The sequence below is a fragment of the Corynebacterium aquilae DSM 44791 genome (genome assembly GCF_001941445.1).
Taxonomy (GTDB): domain Bacteria; phylum Actinomycetota; class Actinomycetes; order Mycobacteriales; family Mycobacteriaceae; genus Corynebacterium; species Corynebacterium aquilae.
The window spans coordinates 451,986-471,039 of sequence record NZ_CP009245.1; the positions used below are offsets into that span (position 1 = coordinate 451,986).

Annotated in this window: 13 protein-coding genes; 9 read left to right on the plus strand and 4 right to left on the minus strand. The window is 62.7% G+C overall.

Features of this window, described 5'->3' with window-relative positions; all coding sequences use genetic code 11:
* Positions 1-11 precede the first annotated feature (11 nt).
* The 5 genes from rpsD (at position 12) to CAQU_RS02035 (ending at position 5,936) form a co-directional block, all read left to right on the plus strand.
* Positions 12-617, plus strand: a complete 606-nt coding sequence (gene rpsD / locus CAQU_RS02015; protein WP_075724786.1) for a 30S ribosomal protein S4 — start codon at positions 12-14, stop codon at positions 615-617.
* 148 nt (positions 618-765) lie between these two features.
* Complete coding sequence (locus tag CAQU_RS02020) at positions 766-1,782, plus strand: DNA-directed RNA polymerase subunit alpha (protein ID WP_075724788.1); 1,017 nt, start codon at positions 766-768, stop codon at positions 1,780-1,782.
* 73 nt (positions 1,783-1,855) lie between these two features.
* The gene (gene rplQ, locus CAQU_RS02025; RefSeq protein ID WP_075724789.1) at positions 1,856-2,374 is read left to right on the plus strand and encodes a 50S ribosomal protein L17; all 519 of its coding nucleotides are present in this window, start codon (positions 1,856-1,858) and stop codon (positions 2,372-2,374) included.
* A gap of 130 nt (positions 2,375-2,504) precedes the next feature.
* A complete protein-coding gene (gene truA / locus CAQU_RS02030) occupies positions 2,505-3,419 on the plus strand; it encodes a tRNA pseudouridine(38-40) synthase TruA (RefSeq protein WP_084563132.1) in 915 nt (304 codons plus the stop codon).
* 228 nt (positions 3,420-3,647) lie between these two features.
* Positions 3,648-5,936: a DUF6541 family protein gene (locus CAQU_RS02035; RefSeq protein WP_075724791.1), complete on the plus strand. Its 2,289-nt coding sequence runs from the start codon at positions 3,648-3,650 to the stop codon at positions 5,934-5,936.
* A gap of 77 nt (positions 5,937-6,013) precedes the next feature.
* Here the strand turns inward: CAQU_RS02035 and CAQU_RS02040 are convergent, their stop codons facing one another.
* Positions 6,014-6,361 (minus strand): hypothetical protein, encoded by a 348-nt coding sequence (locus tag CAQU_RS02040; protein ID WP_075724793.1) that lies wholly within the window; start codon positions 6,359-6,361, stop codon positions 6,014-6,016.
* Positions 6,362-6,890: 529 nt separating this feature from the next.
* Here CAQU_RS02040 and CAQU_RS02045 point away from each other — a divergent pair.
* Positions 6,891-7,997 carry an alpha/beta hydrolase gene (locus CAQU_RS02045; RefSeq protein WP_075724795.1) on the plus strand — a complete coding sequence of 369 codons (1,107 nt, stop codon included), beginning with the start codon at positions 6,891-6,893 and terminating at the stop codon, positions 7,995-7,997.
* A 711-nt stretch (positions 7,998-8,708) separates the two neighbouring features.
* Here the strand turns inward: CAQU_RS02045 and CAQU_RS02050 are convergent.
* Positions 8,709-9,227, minus strand: a complete 519-nt coding sequence (locus tag CAQU_RS02050) for a CAP domain-containing protein (RefSeq protein WP_075724797.1) — start codon at positions 9,225-9,227, stop codon at positions 8,709-8,711.
* 598 nt (positions 9,228-9,825) lie between these two features.
* On the opposite strand from CAQU_RS02050, the gene eccB reads away from it, so the two are divergent.
* A complete protein-coding gene (gene eccB, locus CAQU_RS02055; protein WP_169836017.1) occupies positions 9,826-11,112 on the plus strand; it encodes a type VII secretion protein EccB in 1,287 nt (428 codons plus the stop codon).
* A 29-nt stretch (positions 11,113-11,141) separates the two neighbouring features.
* Here eccB and CAQU_RS02060 read toward each other — a convergent pair whose 3' ends face one another.
* Positions 11,142-12,434 (minus strand): S8 family serine peptidase, encoded by a 1,293-nt coding sequence (locus tag CAQU_RS02060; RefSeq protein WP_157108853.1) that lies wholly within the window; start codon positions 12,432-12,434, stop codon positions 11,142-11,144.
* Positions 12,431-13,921, minus strand: a complete 1,491-nt coding sequence (eccD, locus tag CAQU_RS02065; protein ID WP_075724803.1) for a type VII secretion integral membrane protein EccD — start codon at positions 13,919-13,921, stop codon at positions 12,431-12,433. Before eccD ends, CAQU_RS02060 begins: the two co-directional genes overlap by 4 nt.
* Before the next feature lie 252 nt (positions 13,922-14,173).
* Between eccD and eccCa the strand changes: the two genes are divergently transcribed.
* Together eccCa and CAQU_RS13155 are read left to right on the plus strand one after the other, a co-directional pair.
* The gene (gene eccCa, locus CAQU_RS02070; RefSeq protein WP_075724805.1) at positions 14,174-17,809 is read left to right on the plus strand and encodes a type VII secretion protein EccCa; all 3,636 of its coding nucleotides are present in this window, start codon (positions 14,174-14,176) and stop codon (positions 17,807-17,809) included.
* Positions 17,806-18,942, plus strand: a complete 1,137-nt coding sequence (locus CAQU_RS13155) for a type VII secretion-associated protein (RefSeq protein ID WP_075724807.1) — start codon at positions 17,806-17,808, stop codon at positions 18,940-18,942. Before eccCa ends, CAQU_RS13155 begins: the two co-directional genes overlap by 4 nt.
* Positions 18,943-19,054: the final 112 nt, after the last annotated feature.

The window sequence follows — 19,054 nt, forward strand, 5'->3', positions numbered from 1 at the left end:
AGTCACTAGATATGGCTCGTTACACCGGCCCCGCAACCCGTAAGTCCCGCCGCCTCCGCGTCGACCTCGTCGGCGGAGATATGGCATTTGAGCGCCGCCCGTACCCCCCGGGACAGGCTGGCCGCGCTCGCATCAAGGAGTCTGAGTACCTCCTCCAGCTGCAGGAGAAGCAGAAGGCTCGCTTCACCTACGGTGTCATGGAGAAGCAGTTCCGTCGCTACTACGCCGAGGCAAACCGTCGCCCGGGCAAGACCGGTGAAAACCTGGTCATCCTGCTCGAGTCCCGCCTCGACAACGTGGTGTACCGCGCAGGTCTGGCACGCACCCGCCGCCAGGCTCGCCAGCTGGTCTCCCACGGTCACTTCACCGTGAACGGCAAGAAGGTCAACGTTCCCTCCTACCAGGTTTCTCAGTACGACATCATCGATGTTCGCGAGAAGTCCCGGAAGATGCTGTGGTTCGAAGAGGCTCAGGAGAACCTCGTCGACGCAGTCGTCCCGGCCTGGCTGCAGGTCGTTCCCGCCACCCTGCGCATCCTCGTGCACCAGCTGCCCGAGCGCGCTCAGATCGACGTTCCGCTGCAGGAGCAGCTCATCGTCGAGTTCTACTCGAAGTAAGCCGCTTAACCCCGGCGAAGACCCGCGCACCCCGCATCTGCGGATGCGCAGGCACTTTTGCCGGTAGAGCAGATCTTCTCTTCAACGTTTTTCCCCTTCTTTTCCCTAGACGTCATATAGCGGGCGTCAATACAGGAGAGTTACATACATGCTCATTTCCCAGCGTCCCCGGCTGACCGAGGAGCCGATCAGCGCCGCTCGTTCCCGTTTCGTTATCGAACCGCTCGAGCCCGGCTTCGGCTACACCCTTGGCAACTCGCTGCGTCGTACCCTGCTGTCCTCCATCCCCGGTGCAGCAGTGACCAGCGTCAAGATCGACGGCGTTCTCCACGAGTTCACCACCATCAACGGTGTCAAGGAAGATGTCTCCGACATCATCCTCAACATCAAGGGCTTGGTGCTGTCCTCCGAGTCGCCCGACCCCGTCGTCATGTACCTGCGTAAGTCTGGTGCAGGCGTGGTCACCGCCGCCGACATTGAGGTTCCGGCCGACGTGCAGGTGCACAACCCGGATCTGCACATCGCCACCCTCAACGAGCAGGGCTCGCTGGAGATGGAACTCGTCGTGGAGCCCGGCCGTGGTTACGTGCCGGCCACCATGTACGGCGGTACCGGAGAGATCGGCCGCATCCCGGTCGACCAGATTTACTCCCCGGTGCTCAAGGTCAGCTACAAGGTCGAGGCCACCCGTGTGGGTCAGCGCACCGACTTTGACAAGCTGATCATCGACGTCGAAACCAAAAACTCCATCACCGCCCGCGATGCCATGGCATCCGCAGGCAAAACCCTGGTGGAGCTGTTCGGTCTCGCACGCGAGCTCAACACCGCCGCCGAAGGCCTGGAAATCGGTGCTGGTAGCACCGACACCGAGCACGAGGCGATTTACAGCATGCCGATCGAGGATCTGGACTTCTCCGTCCGTTCCTACAACTGCCTGAAGCGCCAGGAAATCCACACCGTCGGTGAACTCGCCAACTGCGGCGAATCCGACCTGCTGGACATCCGCAACTTCGGCCAGAAGTCGATCAACGAAGTGAAGATCAAGCTGGCTTCCCTGGGTCTGACCCTGAAGGATGCACCGGAAGACTTCGACCCCACCCAGTTGGAGGGGTACGACGCCGAAACCGGTGGCTTCATTGACCCCGACGAAGCCGACAACGAGTAGTTCTTGCCGTCGCAGGCTGCCCGGCGAAACCCGGCTGCCGCACTCACACTTTTAAGTACCTGAGGAGTACACCATGCCTAAGCCCAAGAAGGGCGCCCGTCTCGGCGGCTCGGCCTCCCACCAGAAGAAGATTCTGGCTAATCTGGCTGCCCAGCTGTTCGAGCACGGTGCTATCAAGACCACCGATGCCAAGGCGAAGCTGCTGCGTCCCTACGCAGAAAAGCTCATCTCCAAGGCAAAGTCCGGCACTGTTGCCGACCGCCGCAACGTTCTCGCTGCCATGCCGAACAAGGACGTCGTTAAGTACCTGTTCAACGAGCTGGCTCCGAAGTTTGAGGGTCGCGAGGGTGGCTACACCCGCATCATCAAGCTTGAGAACCGCAAGGGCGACAACGCCCCCATGTCTCAGATCTCCCTGGTGACCGAGGAGCTCGTCTCCACCGAGGCCACCCGCACTGCCCGCGCCGCTGCCTCCAAGAAGGCCGCCGAGGACAAGGCAAACAAGGAGAAGGCTGAGGCCATCGTTGAGGAAGTTGAGGCAGAGCAGGAAGCTGAAGCTGTCGAAACCCTCGCCGAGGGCGAAGAGAAGTAAACACTTCTTCTTTTAGCTTTACCGCAAACACACCCCGACACTGACCACCTCAGGTGGCTGGTGCCGGGGTGTTTTGCTACCCACGATCCCCCAACACCGGTCTCACACCGCGCAGGATACAATGACCCCCATGTCTCACCCAGAAAATCACGCCGATGTTGTGGCGCCGGCTTCCGACACAACGGCTTCGGATACGATCCGGCTAAAGCTGTCCATCGCCTACGACGGCACAGATTTTCACGGGTGGGCAGCCCAAGGCGACAGCGATTTACGCACCGTACAAAAATGCATCGAGGATGCTTTCGCCCTGGTCACCCGGGAGCGCTGCCCATTGACCGTGGCGGGCAGGACCGATGCTGGGGTACATGCCGCCGGACAAGTCGCCCACGTCGACATCCCCAAAAGCTTCCTGGAAACCAGGTCAATGGCAGGACAGGTCAACAACCTGGTGCGCCGCATGGGCCGCTTGTTGGAGCCAGACGTGCGGATTACGGCCGTCGAACCCGCCCCGGAAGGTTTCGACGCGCGATTCTCAGCGCTGGCACGCACCTATCACTATCGGGTGACCACCGCCCCGTGGGGGGCGCTTCCGACCCGCGCCCGCGACACTGCGCAATGGGGCAAACCTGTCGATTTCGATCTGCTCAACAAGGCCGCCGCACAATTCGTAGGCCTGAATGACTTCGCCGCCGTGTGCAAACACAAAGAAGGCGCCACCACGATTCGCGATCTGCAGGCGTTCTACTTTGAAGACATTTCCACCGACCTTGAACCGCAACTGTATCGCGCGACAGTTAAAGCCGATGCGTTTTGCTGGAACATGGTGCGCTGCCTCGTTGGGGCCTGCCTAGCCGTCGCAGAAGGCAGGCGGGATGAAGATTTCCCCACCCAATTGCTAGGGGAGAAGCAGCGTTCCCCGCTGGTTCCCCTAGCGCCGGCAAAAGGGTTGAGTCTTGTCGCTGTCGACTATCCCGAGGACGATCAACTCGCGGCCCGTGCGGAGCTGACGAGAGCGAAACGCTCCGAAGACGAACTATCCAGCTAGGCAATCGCCAACCGGCGCAACATTTTCACAAAAATATGCGTCGTGGTGACCGCATTCTCATTGCCTCACGGCGGGGCGAGGGGAGCAAGCAGGTTTCTGCGGGTTACACTGTCTGCGGTTTGCTGTGGGTCAACGTCGCAACATCGCACGAGGCGCACAGTCTTAAAGAACAACATCTTCGGTTTTTGCCGCGCTGACGCGTCCGAAGAAGAGGAAAGGAAGGGTTCAATGTCTTCTCTGAGCATCGTCCTTGTGGCGATGGCAGTGTTCATGGGACCCGGTTTTATCCTCGCGTTCGTCTCTGGCTGCAAAGTCCCTTCCGCCGCCGCAATCTCAATTCCGGTTTCCTTCGGTATCTACGGTTTGGCCGGCTGGTTTTTCGGCTTGTCCCCGTGGCGTTATACCTTGCCGTCTGTGGCCATCGTGTGGGGGTTCTTCCTGCTGCTGGCCATAGCGTGGCGTATCGGTATCACCGCGTATTACGGGCGACCAAAGGTCAAAGCCCGCGAACCGGGCAGCGATGATCCCGTCCAGCAGTGGCGGGTGGGCAGTCTTTTTGATCCCGTGTGGGTGCTACCGGCCGTAGGTGTTGTGGCCGGCAGCTACATGATCATCCATCGAGCATTGAGCTTGCTCGATGAGGTGAAGTACGGCATTAACAACATTTATCAGGGCTGGGATGTGCACTGGCACGCCAGCGTTATCCGCTTCATCGACAACACTGGCATCGCATCGTCGACCCGCATGGGCGAATTGCAAAACACCGAGTCGATGGCGGAGATGTACTATCCCACCGCCTGGCATGCCGGCGGCTGGGTGCTGATGCGGGTGGGACACCTGGATCCCATTGCGGCGACAAACATTACCGGCCTGGTGCTGCCGGGCATGCTGCTGCCGATGTGTGTGGCTGCCATCGCCTGGCGAGCGGTCGGTAATCGGGGCTTGACCGCCCAGATTGCTGCCGGTTTGGCGGCTGTCATTGCGCCGGTGGTGCCGGCGCTGTACCCCATCGGCATTTACGTGGGCATGTGGCCGTATTTGGCTGGCGTCTTTATGGCCGGCACGGTTCTTGCGATCTTCATGTCGGTTCCGTCTACCCCTCGTCGGGCTTTTGCTGCGGCACTTGGTTTTACGGGCATGGTGGAAACTCACCCGGCGTCGGCGACGATCGTGGTGATTGCGTTGGCGCTGTGGTGGCTGACCTATGCGCTGTGGCGCCCTGCGCGCAAGGCCCCTGGCGTGTGGGGTGGTGTGAAGGTGCGCCTGCGGGACGTGCTGTTGCTGGCGGCCACCGGCATCGTCGGCACGCTGCTGCTGTTGCCGCAGATTTTGACCGGTTCTTCTCAAATTGAGGTGGTGTCCGGGTTCACCGCCGTGGAGGCCGAGACGCACCAGGAAGCCTGGACGCGGGCGGCGGAGCTTTTGACCCGCCACTCTGAGGAATTCGGCGCGAACTGGTGGCTTTTGTGGGCTGCCGCCGCCGGTGGGGTGATCGTGCTGCTGTGGCGCGGCAACCTGTGGGCTCCGCTGTTCTACGGCATTTCGCTGTCTGTCACCGCCTATTCTTTGTTGCCCTTCGATGGGTTTTTCGGCGACGCCCTGGAGGGGCTGTCGTCTCTGCACTACAACACCGGACACCGTTTGGTGATGCCGGAGGCCATGATGGTGGTCGCCGGGGCAGGTATTGCTTGTGCCGCGGTGGGTCGCTTGATCCTGTTGGGGCCGGTGAAGAAGCTGCGTGTGGCGTCGGCGATCTTGGCGATTTCCGCGGCATTGTTTGGCGGCACCATCATCGCGGTGCAGTCTTATCAGCATTCGGAAGATGCCTACACCTTCGGGCTGAATGCTGCCCGCGCTGATGACCGCATGGTGGATGATCGGGATTTGAAGGCGTTCCAGTGGTTGGCGAAGCAGCCGCATGCTTTCGATGGGCACATTTTCTCTAACCCGGCGGAAGGCTCGGGTTGGATGTATGCCTACAACAACTTGCCGGCGTTTTTCCGTCACTATTTGTGGCCGACGTCTGATTACAACAGCGATACCAATGTGTTGTTCTGGAAGACGCAGCTGTTGGGGGAGGGGAACTATGGCGACCCGGATGCCCCGAACCGGGTGGATGTTGCGGCGCGCCGGTTGAAGGTGAACTTTATTTATGTCTCGCCGCCGAGTTTCTGGGCGTTCCAGCTGCCGTTGCTGTCGATGGAGAATTACCTGTGGGATTCTCCCGGGGTGACCCCGGTGTATATCGACAAGCATGTGCGGATCTTCGCGGTCAATGAGGCGTTTACCGATGAGGAGCTGGAGCAGATGCGTGCGCCGGGCAATAGTCCGGATCCTTTGCCGCCGGTGCCGACGCGCGCAGAAGCTGGGGTCTCGACGGGGCCGCAGGATGCGAATTTGCCGCACTACCACCGGCCGCGTGGTCAGGCCCCGACGGTGTTGCAAAATCCTTTTGAGGTGCCTGATCCGGGTGAGAAGGATACTGCGTTGCAGCGCCAGAACTTCCTGGCTTTCTAACGATCACAACGACAACGGCTCGTGAATCCCATAGCTAATTGGTGGGATTCGCGAGCCGTTTGTTGTGCCGCAGAGGTTTATTCCTCTCCGACGGTTCCTTCCCTGTTTTTGGCGCTGGAACCAAGCAGCAGGCCGAGGTCATCGTTGACGGTGATGACGACGTAGTCATTGTTACCGGTTTTCAGGTTGATGACACCGAATTGGCTGGTGCTGTTGCCGACGCCTTCCCAGTAGGTGCCCCAGTCGATCAGGGAGCAGTGATCGGCAGCGCCATCGTTGTTGGCGCGGTGGACGTTGATGGGGCCCAAGTGGTCAGTGTGGTAGGGGACACAGTCTGCAGAGGCGGGGGCTGCTGCTGCGGTGGCAATGGCTGCTGCGGTGGCGAGGGTCGCGCCGGCGGCGATGAGTCGGTGGGTGGTGCGCATGGGGCTCCTAACAGTCGATAGTGTTGATGAATGTGAGTGCAGGATAGCAGGGGTGCTGCACCATGTGGGGGTGGACGGGGATCTAGACCCCGAGCGAGGTGAGCTAAACGGGTGGTGGTGACGGGCGGCCTAGCGAAAGCAGAGACATATTCAATCTCGCTTATCTGAACCGTTGTGGAGGCTAGAAGGGTAATGGCTCCCTTGCACGCACTCGATTTGCAGGCTTGCTAATGTGTCCACCCGAAGGGGTGAGGGGTATGTGGGGTGCTTTTGGGCGAGGTCGGCGGGCATGGGCAGCCAGTGCGGGGGCATGTCTGGCAATTGTGGCAAATGTAGGGTTTTATGGCGCGAACCATTTGGTTTTAAAAATTGAAATGATACCCCCACTACCACCCAAAATAGGGTGAAAAGGGGACTAAAGGTCTGGGTAGTAGATTTACTGATGGAGTAACTACCGGAAAGGTCCATAGGGTGAAGTGCATGCATGTGATGCCGAACATAGTCAACTATGAAAGAGGTGTAAGGCACTATGTCACTTTCCCGAACGTTCCTGTCCATCACGGCTGCGAGCGCGCTCGTCTTCGCCCCGGTCATCAATCTGCCCGTGGCTAAAGCTGTTCCGCCCAGCGAAATCACCGCTGAAAAGCCCGCCGGTGTTGACGATCGCGAAGGTTTTCTCACCAGTCAAGACGGCAAGGGCACACAGGTCTACTGGCACTCGCAGCAGGTTCCGAATGCGCGTGGCACAGTCGTTGTCGTCCACGGCGCGGCCGAGCACTCGGGCCGCTACGACTACGTTGCCAACCGACTACTGCAGTCCGGGTACAACGTTTATCGGCTCGACCATCGAGGACATGGGAAAACCGCCGATGCCAATCCTTCCACTCGGGCACACATCGACGACTTCCACTTCCTGGTCGATGACATGAACTTGGTTGTGCAGAAGGCTAAGGCTGAAAACCCAGGTTTGAAGACCTTCATGCTTGGGCACTCGATGGGTTCGTTGGCGTCCCAGTTCTATGGCATCAAGTATCCGGGCCAGATTGACGGATTCGTTACCAATGGGGGTGGCGCGCCGTTGAACTTCACGGGCGAAAACCAGCCCGGAGACTACGTCACCCCGCGCGATATGAGCGATATGCAAGGCCAGCTCGCCCCGAAGCTGTGGGAGCGCCGCCCCGTCAGCGACTGGACCATCTTCCAGGATCGACTCAAGCTTGCGCAGCGCCCCAACAATGTCGAGATGCGCCTGCCCTCGTTGCCGGGATCCGAAAAGGTGCTCATCCCGAATGTGTTTACTTCTGGCGTAGCCACCGATCCGGCGGTGTCTGCGGAGTATCAAAACGATCCCCTGGTTAACCCAAACCTGTCGGAGGGAATGCTCAAGCAGATGCAGTTCGCCGCGGTGTACGACGGCCTAAATGCCCGCCACTTCACCGCGCCGACGCTGATCATGCACGGCACGCAGGATGGTCTGGTCCCGTGCTACTTCGCGCAGGATTGGTACAGCGGCATCTCCTCGGCGGATAAGGAGTTGGTCTACTGGGCTGGCCAATATCACGAAGTGTTTAACGAGCCCGCCAAGGTGGAGGCCATGGACAAGGTGATCGCGTGGATTGATGCGCATAACGCTTAAAGTCTCAGCTTCCTTTGGGGTGTAGGCGGCAACCGTGTGGCCGCCTCCTACGTAGGCGAGGCGGCTGGCACGGCTTTTGGGATGTGTGAAAAGGGTTTCCCCAAAGGGGTGAGGCGGCCGGTGCGATGGGTGAGGGGCCTGTGGCGCCGGCCCTTCGCCTATGGCAATGTGTGGGTTAAGTGGTCGTGACCGAGGGGGTTTTCGCTTATATCCAGTGGGGTCAACAGGTAGTTGCTGCTGCGGACGAGCGGATCAGGCTTAAGCACCTCTTGGGGGTGCAACCGGCATGAGGGTGTGCGCGTTTGCGCATGTCGAAATGCCGGCGGGGTGGGTATTGCAGGTGGTGCGCCTTGCGATCTGGCGAAAACTGAAGTGATGTAGAAAATCTTTGGGGTGTGTGAGGTATCGCAAGCCATTGGGCGGGCGCGTAAAAAAGGGATAGAAATTCTGCAGCAAAAGAATTACATCCTTTAGTTTTTCGCACGAAAAAAAGTGCTCAAAGAAGTATCTGAAATTCTTCTTCCGGGTGTATGTAAAAAGGAAAATAGGCACCCCAAGTCCGGGGTGCCTATTTTTGTGCGCGTTGGGCGAGCTGCAAATGATCTATTGTTGAAAAGCTGTATTTCTGGGGTAATTCTCAGGGATTAATGGATAGAATTTTGCCCCGAATTCTTTCAGTGTTTTCCTATCGCGCCAACTTTGATGGCGTGCCTAAAGCAGTTGCAGCGTGGCGTAGTTTTGTCCGTCGCGTGCGGTGCGAACGCCGAATCCGACACGGCTGACTTTTGGCTCGAGGAGGTTGGCGTTGTGGCCGGGGGATTGCTGCCACAGGTAGAGGTAGCGGGCCATGTCGTAGTGGGGACTTTCCAGCACGTTTTCGTAGACATTGAAGTCGGAGTGGTGGAGGTGGTGCTGGGAAGCTAGTACCTCTGACCAGTATCGGGAGCTGTTGGTGAGCTCCTGGTCGACGCGGAGGCGGCTGAGTCCGTGGGCGGCGCGGTATTCGTTGAGGATCCAAATGAAGTCGGCTTCGTCTTTGTTTAGGCCCACTCCGTCGACGGTGCGGATCTGGGTGGCGTAGGGCGCGGTCGCTGCCTGTGCCGTGGCGTGGGTGAGGATCGGGGCGGCGCTGGATCCGATGGCGTGTGCGGGAGTGGCGGCCATCACGGTGGCGATGGTGCTAGCGATGAATGCAACGTGAATCTTTTTCACGACGTCCTCCATTTCCATGGGTGCTGGAATGTCCTTTTTTGTTCCGGAAAAAAGGCTAATTCCGCCAGGAATGAAGGGGTAGCTATTTTTAATGAAATGTTTTTAGTCTTTGTGTGTGCCTTTTCTAAAGGCGAAGATATTGCTTTCTGATTTTTCTCACATGCTTTTTCTTAGCCTGAGAATTTCTAAAAGGTCGCATCATTGGTGTGATCCTTGCTGTAGGAAATGATCATGCGTGCACTTTTGTGAGCGAATGAGCAAGTTTGCCCAGCAGGGGCCTTGGGGCAAGCGCTGTGAAAAGTCGGACTTTTGCCGTCCCCGCGCTGTGTGCACCCTGAGTGCTTGGTGGCAACCTGTGAGAAACCTGCGGGAGAAGCTGTCACAGGCTGTGTTTGTGCTCCTTTTAGCCGTGACCCGCGCAGGACCCCGATTTCCTGCGCCCGGTACCTGGTTGGTGGTGTGCAACCTGTTGTGCGCTTCTTTGGTGGGGCTACTTAGTCGGTGGGTTAGCGTCGAGGGGAAGTTTCGCTGTTTTTGCTGGTGCGGGCCTTGTGTGCGTGTTTGCCGCTGCTATTTTCGGGCCGGCGTGAAAGAAGTCGCAATAGGGGAGGTTGTCTTGGCTGGATTGCTGCCGTCGACGACGAAAGCCCAGGTGATGGGGCACAATTTTTTGGTGCGCCGGGTCACCCATGGGTTGTTGTTGGGCGATATCCGCATGATCCACGAGCCACTTCGCGCGCGACGCCGGGGGCTTGTCTTTGGCGCATTGGCAAGCGTGTTGGGCTGTGTGGCGGCCGCCGGGGTGGCGTTTTTTGCCCCGCAGCCCCGCCCCGGGGAAGCACCCATTGTGCGCAGCGATGCCGGGGCGTTATATGCGCACGTGGACGGCAAATATCACCCGGTGCTGAACCTGACCAGCGCCCAGCTGATCGCTGGTGCCCCGCAGCAGCCCGCAAAAATCGGCACCCAGGTGCTGGCGGAGGCTGAAAAAGGGGTGGTGGTGGGCATTCCTGATGCCCCGGCGGTGGGGGCTGCGACGGTGGCTGAAGACACCGTGGTGGGGGTGTGCCAGCAGGATCAGCGCAGCATAGTTGTGGTGGACGGCGGCGCGAAGCCCCTCCCGGAGGGGGAGGTAATCGTGGCGCGTGGGCTGGGATCCGAGTGGCTGTTGACGGCGCAGGGGCGTGCCGAGTTACCGCCTGCGAACTCCCGGGAAGGTGTGGCGGTGCGGCGCGGCCTGGGTATTACCCCATTGACCCCGGTGTTTTCGCCCCCGGATGCGGTGCTAGCGGCCACCGCACTGTTGCCACCGATTGCGGTGCCGGATGTGGTGCGGGTATTGCAGTTGCCACACCAGGCCCAGCTTCAGGGTAATGCTCCGACCGAGGGACAGCCGGCCGCTTTTGGCCAGCGCGCCGATGGGGATGTGGTGGCATTGACGGCCACCCAACTGGCTATTGTGCAGCACATGGGCACCCCCACCCGGGAGGTCACCGCGGAGGAGTTACAGGAGTTTGCGGATAGTCCGCTGCTGCCGCTGCAGCTTCCGGCGCAGCTGAAGGCGTTTGTGGATCCTGGTGCCCGCACGGTGTGTATTCAGGGGGCGGACACGGTTGTGGCGACCCGTGAGCAACCCCTGCCGCCGGGCACGCCCCTGTCGGGCACTTCCCAGGCGGGGTTTTATGTGGGGCCCGGCCATAGCGTGTTGGCCGACACCGGGGGCGGCTGGTGGCTGGTTTCCGATGTGGGCCGGGCGCACGCCATCACCAGCGTGGACGATGCCCAAGCCTTGGGCTTGGGGGCTGCTGATCAGTCCCCGGTGCCGGCGGCCTATGCGATCATCCGACTGTTGCCGGAAGGTCCTGCCTTAAGCCGCCAGGCGGCACTGCAACCGCGCTATTAAACCCGCCCCCGCCAAGGATCACCATTGAGTTATTTATCCCGCTGGTGGCCGCGGTTGCGGAATCGGGGTGTGCGGCGGGCAAAGAGGCGCCTGAGGTGGGGGCGGGCCGCCCACCCGGTGGAGAAAACTAGTAGTGCTGCGCCTCCCAGCACGGCCAGTCGCCTTGCAGCTGTAGTCTGTTGTGAGGTGGTGGTGCTGGGCGCGGCAAGCGGCTTAGACGCGCCCGCTGGTACCAGCGGGCTGCGCGGGTCGGGGCGCAAACCACCGTCGTGGGGGAGCTGATTTCTTGCAGCAACCGGGGTGGGTTGGCTAAGCACCCGCAGCGGATCCACCGCCCCGGTAATCGGGTCGGAGCTTTCCGCCAGCAGCTGGCGTACTTGCTGCGGAGTGATCTCGGGGCGCTGCTGGTATAAAAGCGCGACTGTTCCCGCCACGAAGGGGGCGGCGAAACTGGTTCCGATAAAGCCGCGTTCGCCCTGTGGCTCGCGCATCCCGCGCGCCAGCTGCCCGGTCCGCGGGCTCAACCCCACCGGCACCATGCCGGGCGCGCTGACCACCGGCCCGGCCGTGGCCATGCTGTAGTCCTCCATTGCAACGCTGTCTTTGCGGGCCGACACCCCAATGACTGTCGGCAGGTGCGCCGGGATGACCGCCTGGCCCTGCTGACATGGCCCGCCCACATTGCCGCCGGCCGCCACCACCGTCACCCCTTGATGCTCCGCGTCGCGCAGCACCTGTGCCAGCGCGCTGTGGGAGACAGCCTCAGCTTCCTGCGGGGACACACACGACGCCAAGGACATCGTGATCACCTGTGGGTGGTGTTCTAGGGCGTGCGCGATTGCCTCGGACAGGGTCGCAAGATTGCCGGCATCCTCCCGGGCACCAAAGGCGGTGGACTGTTTAATGCTGACCACCTGCGCCCCCGGTGCCACCCCCACCAACCCATCGTCGTCACTGGGCTGGGCTGCAATAATCCCGGCCGCAATCGTGCCGTGCCCATCACAATCCGACAGGGCGCCGGCGGAATGGGTGAAATCCGCGCCGGCAACCAATCGCGCCAGGCGCGGATGCGGGCTTACTCCCGTATCGATCACCGCCACCGTCACCCCATGCCCCGTCGCCAGGGCATGCACCCCACTGAGTACCCGCCTGGTTTGTGCCACCCGTTGAAGATCCGCGGCACTCGCCGGTACTGCCTCCGGGCACACCACCTCCGGGGCAGGTTCCTCCTGCGCTACCGCCGGCGCTGCCCACAGTGGCAGGCACACCGCCGCAAGTGCTACCGACCCCCGCCAGCTGAAATGCCGCCATCCACCGCTCACGCGCCCAACCCCCGCACCAGCGCGAAAACCCCCATCGCGTGCAGCACCAGTGGAACCGCGGCGGCCAACGCAAAAATTTCCAGCCGCTCCAGCCACGCGCCCTGGGCGGGGTTGAGTTTTAGCGACCCCGCCCATAGTGGTGCTGTAGCTGCCGCGGCGACCCCAACGACCGCCACCGCCACCACCGCTGGGTGCGCCGGCGCACTGACCGCAGCCCACACCGCCACCAGCAACGCCACCGACGACAGTGACCACAGCGACCACAAACACGCCGCATCCCGATGCCGCAGCCCATGGGGCGCAAAACCGGCAGCCACCGCCAGCGCCACCAGGGCAGTAGTCGTCGACGGGGCAAAAGCCAGCAAGCCCAGCCCCACCATCGCCCCCACACTGGCCGCAATGTACGCGCCGATCACAATGTCGCGGGCTATCATTGCCTGCCCCACGGTCGCGGTTGCCCCATCACCATCAGCGGGCGCATCCCCATCGCCTACAGACACCACCGCCGGCAACACCGGAACCTGCAACCCCGCCACCGACTGCGCGACCCGCGCCGCCACCGTCAACACCACCACACAGCCCAACACCACCGCGCCAGCCGCCGCCGACAAGCCCCCCAACCGCAGCCCCGCACCCGCGCACACCACCGCCACGCTGAGCACCCCCAACAACGTCAACCACCCGGCGCCACCGGCAGACAACGCCCGCCCGCCGCCCGCGGGTGGATCGCTGCGCCACACCAGCGCCATAAGGGCCGCTGCGACGAGCCCACAGATCCCGACTGTCGTGATGGCCAAAGGCGATGCGGGGTGGGGGTGGGTGGATCCGGGCTGCATCCACCGCCAGGCGCCGACCTGCGCGAAGACCCACACCAAAGTGGCGAGCACAATCGCGCTGGGCTGGTCTGTTGGACGGGTGTTTTGCAGCCGCATCAGCACGATTGCGCACACCATCATCACAGCCCACCACGCCCATGGCTGTTGTTGCGCTGGCACCACCTGCCCAATCGCTGCGGCCGTGGCCAAGAATCCGGCAGCGCTAGCTACAGCGGCGATTCCAGCTGGGCGGGCGGGCTCGCCGATGCTGCTGGCGGCCTCGGCGGCATCAAGCACGACCGGTGCCGGGCGCAATCCCACCGGGGCGATAACGAGGGTATCCCCGTTTGATACCGGTGAGTCTGCCAGGGGGATTGCCGGGTCGATGGGGCTTCCGGCTGCGGTTTGAACGCACCAGCCACAGTCCGGCAGTGCCACCCCGCACAGGTGCACCACTTCATCGAAAACTTCCGCCACCGACACCGCCAGCGGCACGGTTGCCGCTACCGACACTGCTTGCTCTTCGACTCCCCACAGCACGCGGAAGACCACGTCGACGGTGTCGACGGCGCCTGGGGAGGCACTTGGGCCCACCCCGGTGGCGGTAAGTGCGGTGGAATGCGCCACCGCTGGTGGCTGTGACAGGACAGAAGAATCAGACAAGCTCGACACGGGTTTTTTCCAAAAAGATCGTGGCGCAACAGCAGTGCGTGACAAAAGGTTGGGCGCAGGCGCCACTTTGTTGGGGCGCCCGCGTGTGCACCGATCACATCACGGGCTGCCAGCTGCGCTACACCCCCGGCCGCCCAACGGGTTGTGCACCAGATGGCCCGCATGGTTGCGATGTGGCTTTAGCCTGATGCGCATCGCACCCTGCGTGCCACCCGGCATGCCACACAAGTTTTTTCAAGGGGGTTTGACCGGATGCGTTACCAAGTCCGTGACCGTATTGTTGCGCCACGCAGTGGGCCGTTGGATGCGCCGGAGCTGCCCGTAGGCACTCTCGCACCGGATCCGGTGCCGCACGCGGAACGCCCCCAACCGATCCCCCTGGTTCGGCTGTTGATCCCCATTGTGATGGTGGCGGCAATTGCTGCCATGGTGGGACTGATGATGCTTGGTGGCGGCGCCCTGAACCCCATGATGCTGATCTTCCCGCTGATGATGGGGGTGAGCATGCTCGCCATGTTTGCCCCACAATCACCCGGGGACGCGAACGAGCAGCGCCGCGTGTACTTGCGCCAACTCGGCACGCTGCGGGCTGTTGCCGCCCGCAACGCCCACATGCAGCGGGAGCATTCCTTCCACCTCCACCCCGACCCGGACACGCTGTGGTCGCTGGTGGGCACCCCGCGCATGTGGGCGCGCACCCTCGAGGACCCGGAAACCTTTTGCGTGCGCTTCGGGCTGGGCACCACCCAACTGTGCACCCCCATCAAAATCACCAACCCGCCCGCCCCAGAAGACGCAGATCCCGTGTGCGCGGTCACGCTACGCCACGTGGTGCGCGCAGCCGGCTACGTGCGCAACACCCCCGTCGACGGCAGCTTTCTCGATGTCGAACATCTTCACTTAACCGGGCCGCATGCCCGCGATCTGGCACGCAGCCTCATCGCCCACCTGGTGTTCCATCACGGCCCCGACCTGGTCGGCATCACCTGGACCGCCACTGCCAATGATCCCTGGCAGTGGCTGGGTTGGCTGCCACACACCATCACCCCGGAAGACGCCCACCTGCACATCCACCTCCACGACACCAGCACCGGTCCCGCCTCCCAAGCAATGCACTCCGCCCCGCGCACCATCACCATCGACGAGGACGGCACAACCGCCCCAGTTGCCGGCGCCGTCGTCATGGAGGTCACCGACCGGCTCACCGTGGATGCTTTTGGGCACCAGGAAACCGTCGGCACTCCCGACTACCTCAGCCAGGCACAAGCCGAACTATTGGCCCGCCGGCTCAGCGGCTACCGCCGACTCAGCGGAAATGACGCCGCCGGCAGCCGGGACTTCCTCAGCCAGCTGGGCTTGGCGCCCATTCACACCCTCACCCACGAACAACTATGGCGACACCGCCACCTGCCCGAACAACTCAACGTGCCCTTCGGCACCACCAACGATGGGCGCGCCCTGCATCTCGACCTGAAAGAATCCGCCCACGGGGGAGTAGGCCCCCACGGGCTGTGCATCGGGGCAACCGGATCCGGAAAATCCGAACTCCTACGCACCCTCGTCACCGCCCTCGCCCTCACCCACAGCCCCGAAGACGTCCAAATGGTGCTGGTGGACTTCAAAGGCGGGGCCACATTCCTCGGGCTGGACAAGCTCCCCCACACCAGCGCGGTCATCACCAACCTTTCCGCGGAACGCACGCTCGTGGAACGCATGCACGACGCCATCAGCGGGGAAATGAACCGGCGCCAAGAAGTACTCCGCGCCGCCGGCAACATCCCCAACGTCACCGACTACAACAACCGCGCCCATCAGCACGGCCACCCCCGCCTGCCGGCCCTTCTCATCGTCGTCGACGAGTTTTCCGAACTGCTCGGCCAGCACGCCGAATTCGCCGAACTATTCGCCGCCGTCGGCCGCCTCGGGCGCAGCCTCGGAATCCACCTGCTGCTCGCCAGCCAAAGGCTCGACGAAGGCCGCCTCCGCGGCCTGGACTCCCACCTGTCCTACCGCATTGGGCTCAAAACCTTCAGCGCCTCCGAATCCCGCCAAGTCCTCGGCATCACCGACGCCTACCACCTACCCGCCACCCCCGGCGCCGGCTACCTCAAAACCGACGCCGACACCGTCCAACGCTTCCAAGCCGCCTACGTGTCCGGCCCCTGCCTCGTACCCGCCACCACCGACCCCACCACCAACAAGCCCCTCGCCCGCATCCAACCCTTCACCGGGCTGCACAACCGGCCCGCACCCACCACCCACGACACCACCCTTGTCGCCACCGACACCACCCTCGTCGACGCCGCCGTCGAACTCGCCCGCCAAGCCGGACAACACCGCAACCTCACCGCCCACCAAGTATGGCTCCCCCCACTGCCAGCAGCCATCGACCTGCCGGCCGTATTCGCTGCCAACGACCAAAGCGCGGCCCTAGACACCACCAACCCCCACCAGCTGTGCACCACCCGCAGCCTCACCATCCCGATCGGCATCATCGACCGGCCCTACGAACAACGCCAAGACCCCCTCACCTTCGACCTCACCGCCGACGGCGGCCACCTAGCGATCTGCGGTGGGCCCCAAACCGGTAAAACCACCGCCCTGCGCACCCTGGTCACCGCGCTCGCCGTCACCCACCCAACCGACCTGGCCGCCATCTACCTCATCGACTTCTCCCACAGCCTCGCCGACCTGGCCGACCTTCCCCACGTCGCCGGCATCGCCCACAAAGACCAGCCCGAAAAAGTCCGCCGCATCATCGACGAAGTCAGCTCCTTCATCCACGAACCCCGCCCCGGCCACACCCTGCTATTCATCGACGGCTGGCACACCATCACCAGCGACTTCGACGACACCATCGAACAGATCGCCACCCTGTGCGCCGACGGCCCCAAAGCCGGAATCCACGTCATCATCACCACCCAGCGCTGGACCATCGTCCGCCCCGCCATCCGCGACCTGATGACCAGCCGCATCGAACTCAAACTCGCCGAACCCGCCGACTCCATCATCGACCGACACGCCCAAAAACGCGTCCCCAGCCAAGCGCCCGGCAGGGGGCTGACCCCCACCGGGGAACAAATGCTCATCGCCCGCACCACCACCCAAGACACCACCGGCGCCCTCAGCATCACCACCGCAGCCGCCCAAACCCCCGTGCCGAAACTAAAAACCCTCCCCACCACCATCAACCGCGCCGACCTTCACCCCAGCCCCACCGGCGGGCTACCCATCGGCATCGGCGGACCCCGCCTTGCCACCCAACACTTCGACCCCCACAACCACGGGCACCTCATCTGCATCGGCGCCCCCCGCAGCGGGCGCAGCACCCTCATCTCCACCCTGGCGCACAGCATCGCCGAACAACCCCGCGACAACGCCCGCCTGATCATCCTCGACCCACGCCGCACCCACCTCGACACCATCGACCCCACCATGATCGCCGCCTACAGCGGCACCACCACCAGCGCCACCGACACCATCAACGCGCTCGTCGCCACCTGCACCGAACGACTACCCGGCCCCGACATCACCCCCGCAGAACTCAAAAGCCGCAGCTGGTGGCAAGGCCCGGAACTCTACCTCATCATCGACGACGCAGACCTCCTACCCGAAGGCACCCTCAACCCACTGATCCACCTGCTGCCACACGCCCGCGACATCGGCCTCCACATCATCTACGCCCGCAAAACCGGCGGCATCTCCCGGGCACTATTCTCCGGATTCCTCAGCGAACTCAAAGACCAACAACCCGCCGCCCTGATCCTGTCCGGCGACAAAGAAGAAGGAAACATCTTCGGGGTGCGCCCCAGCACCCAACCCCCAGGGCGCGGCACCCTCACCGCCCGCGGCACCACCATCGGACTCATCCAGGTGGCACAACCATGACCACCACCACCCAACCCACCACCATCACCGTCACCGACACCGCCACCATCATCAGCGGCAAACACACCCGCTACCGCTACGACCTGCCCCAACACGCCCACCAACACCACCAAGCAGCCGACGCCATCATCGCAGAACTACGCGCCCAAAACCCCACAACCTGGCCCGACCTCTGCGTCACCATCGACGCCGACCCCACCACCACAGCGACCCTAAGCACCGCCCTCACCACCCACGGAATCACCGTCACCACCACCCACACCCCCACACCCCCAACCAGTGGAGGCCGCCACCGCCTCAAAACACCAGATGCCCCCACCACCCCAGACGCCGACCCCCAAGACACCCCACCAGCCGCCCGCGACCGCATCGCCACCTGGCGCACCACCCGCACCAAACGCGCCCCCTCCCGCCACCGCTGGCGCCCCCGCCCCACCAGCCGCAACGCCAGCCGCAATACCAAACGCAACACCAGCACCCCACCGCGCCCCACCCGCACCCCAACCGCCGACACCATCCGGCAAGCCGCCGCCCGAACCTGGCCCATCATCGGCACCGCCACCATCATCACCATCGTCGTCGGATTCACCTGGATCTACGGCACCCGCCTGCACACCACCCCCACCCAAAACACCACCCAAAAACCCACCACCAGCACCCTCAAAACCACCACCCCACACCCCGCCACCCAACAACCCCACCCCCAGAACAACACCCACATCGAAGGACCACACTTCGCCATCACCGCACCCGCCGGATTCGCCCTCACCGCCACCAGCCCCCAAAGCTTCACCATCACCAACCCCGACGCCGGACTGCGACTACTCATCGACTACGAAAACCTCGATGGGGCACAACCCGAAGAAGTACACGCACGCCTCGACCAAGCAATCACCGCCGACCCCACCCTGCGCTGGGCACCACAACCACCCACCTTCGCGCCAGCAAACCTGCCAGAAAACGACGTCCTCACCTACATCGAAAACCCCGCCGACGGCACCGAAGTGTACTGGGCAACCTGGACCACCCCGACCCACCACATCAGCCTCGGCTGCCACGTAAAAAACCCAGCAGTCACCGCCGACACCACCCGCTGCGCCCAAGCCATGACCTCATTCACCCACAAAGAATAAGCACCAAAACCCCCACCGCGGGGGTAACAAACTACCCCCGCTGGAACCACGATTGGCCCATCCGTCTCTAACACCAATGAGGACCTTCTCAACCACTCGGCACACACAAACC

Coding starts and splice junctions, on each gene's coding strand:
- eccCa (WP_075724805.1), top strand. CDS start 14,174: ATGCGTTACCAAGTCCGTGACCGTATTGTTGCGCCACGCAGTGGGCCG.
- CAQU_RS13155 (WP_075724807.1), top strand. CDS start 17,806: ATGACCACCACCACCCAACCCACCACCATCACCGTCACCGACACCGCC.
- CAQU_RS02035 (WP_075724791.1), top strand. CDS start 3,648: ATGTCTTCTCTGAGCATCGTCCTTGTGGCGATGGCAGTGTTCATGGGA.
- CAQU_RS02020 (WP_075724788.1), top strand. CDS start 766: ATGCTCATTTCCCAGCGTCCCCGGCTGACCGAGGAGCCGATCAGCGCC.
- CAQU_RS02045 (WP_075724795.1), top strand. CDS start 6,891: ATGTCACTTTCCCGAACGTTCCTGTCCATCACGGCTGCGAGCGCGCTC.
- CAQU_RS02040 (WP_075724793.1), bottom strand. CDS start 6,361: ATGCGCACCACCCACCGACTCATCGCCGCCGGCGCGACCCTCGCCACC.
- CAQU_RS02050 (WP_075724797.1), bottom strand. CDS start 9,227: ATGGAAATGGAGGACGTCGTGAAAAAGATTCACGTTGCATTCATCGCT.
- rpsD (WP_075724786.1), top strand. CDS start 12: ATGGCTCGTTACACCGGCCCCGCAACCCGTAAGTCCCGCCGCCTCCGC.
- truA (WP_084563132.1), top strand. CDS start 2,505: ATGTCTCACCCAGAAAATCACGCCGATGTTGTGGCGCCGGCTTCCGAC.
- rplQ (WP_075724789.1), top strand. CDS start 1,856: ATGCCTAAGCCCAAGAAGGGCGCCCGTCTCGGCGGCTCGGCCTCCCAC.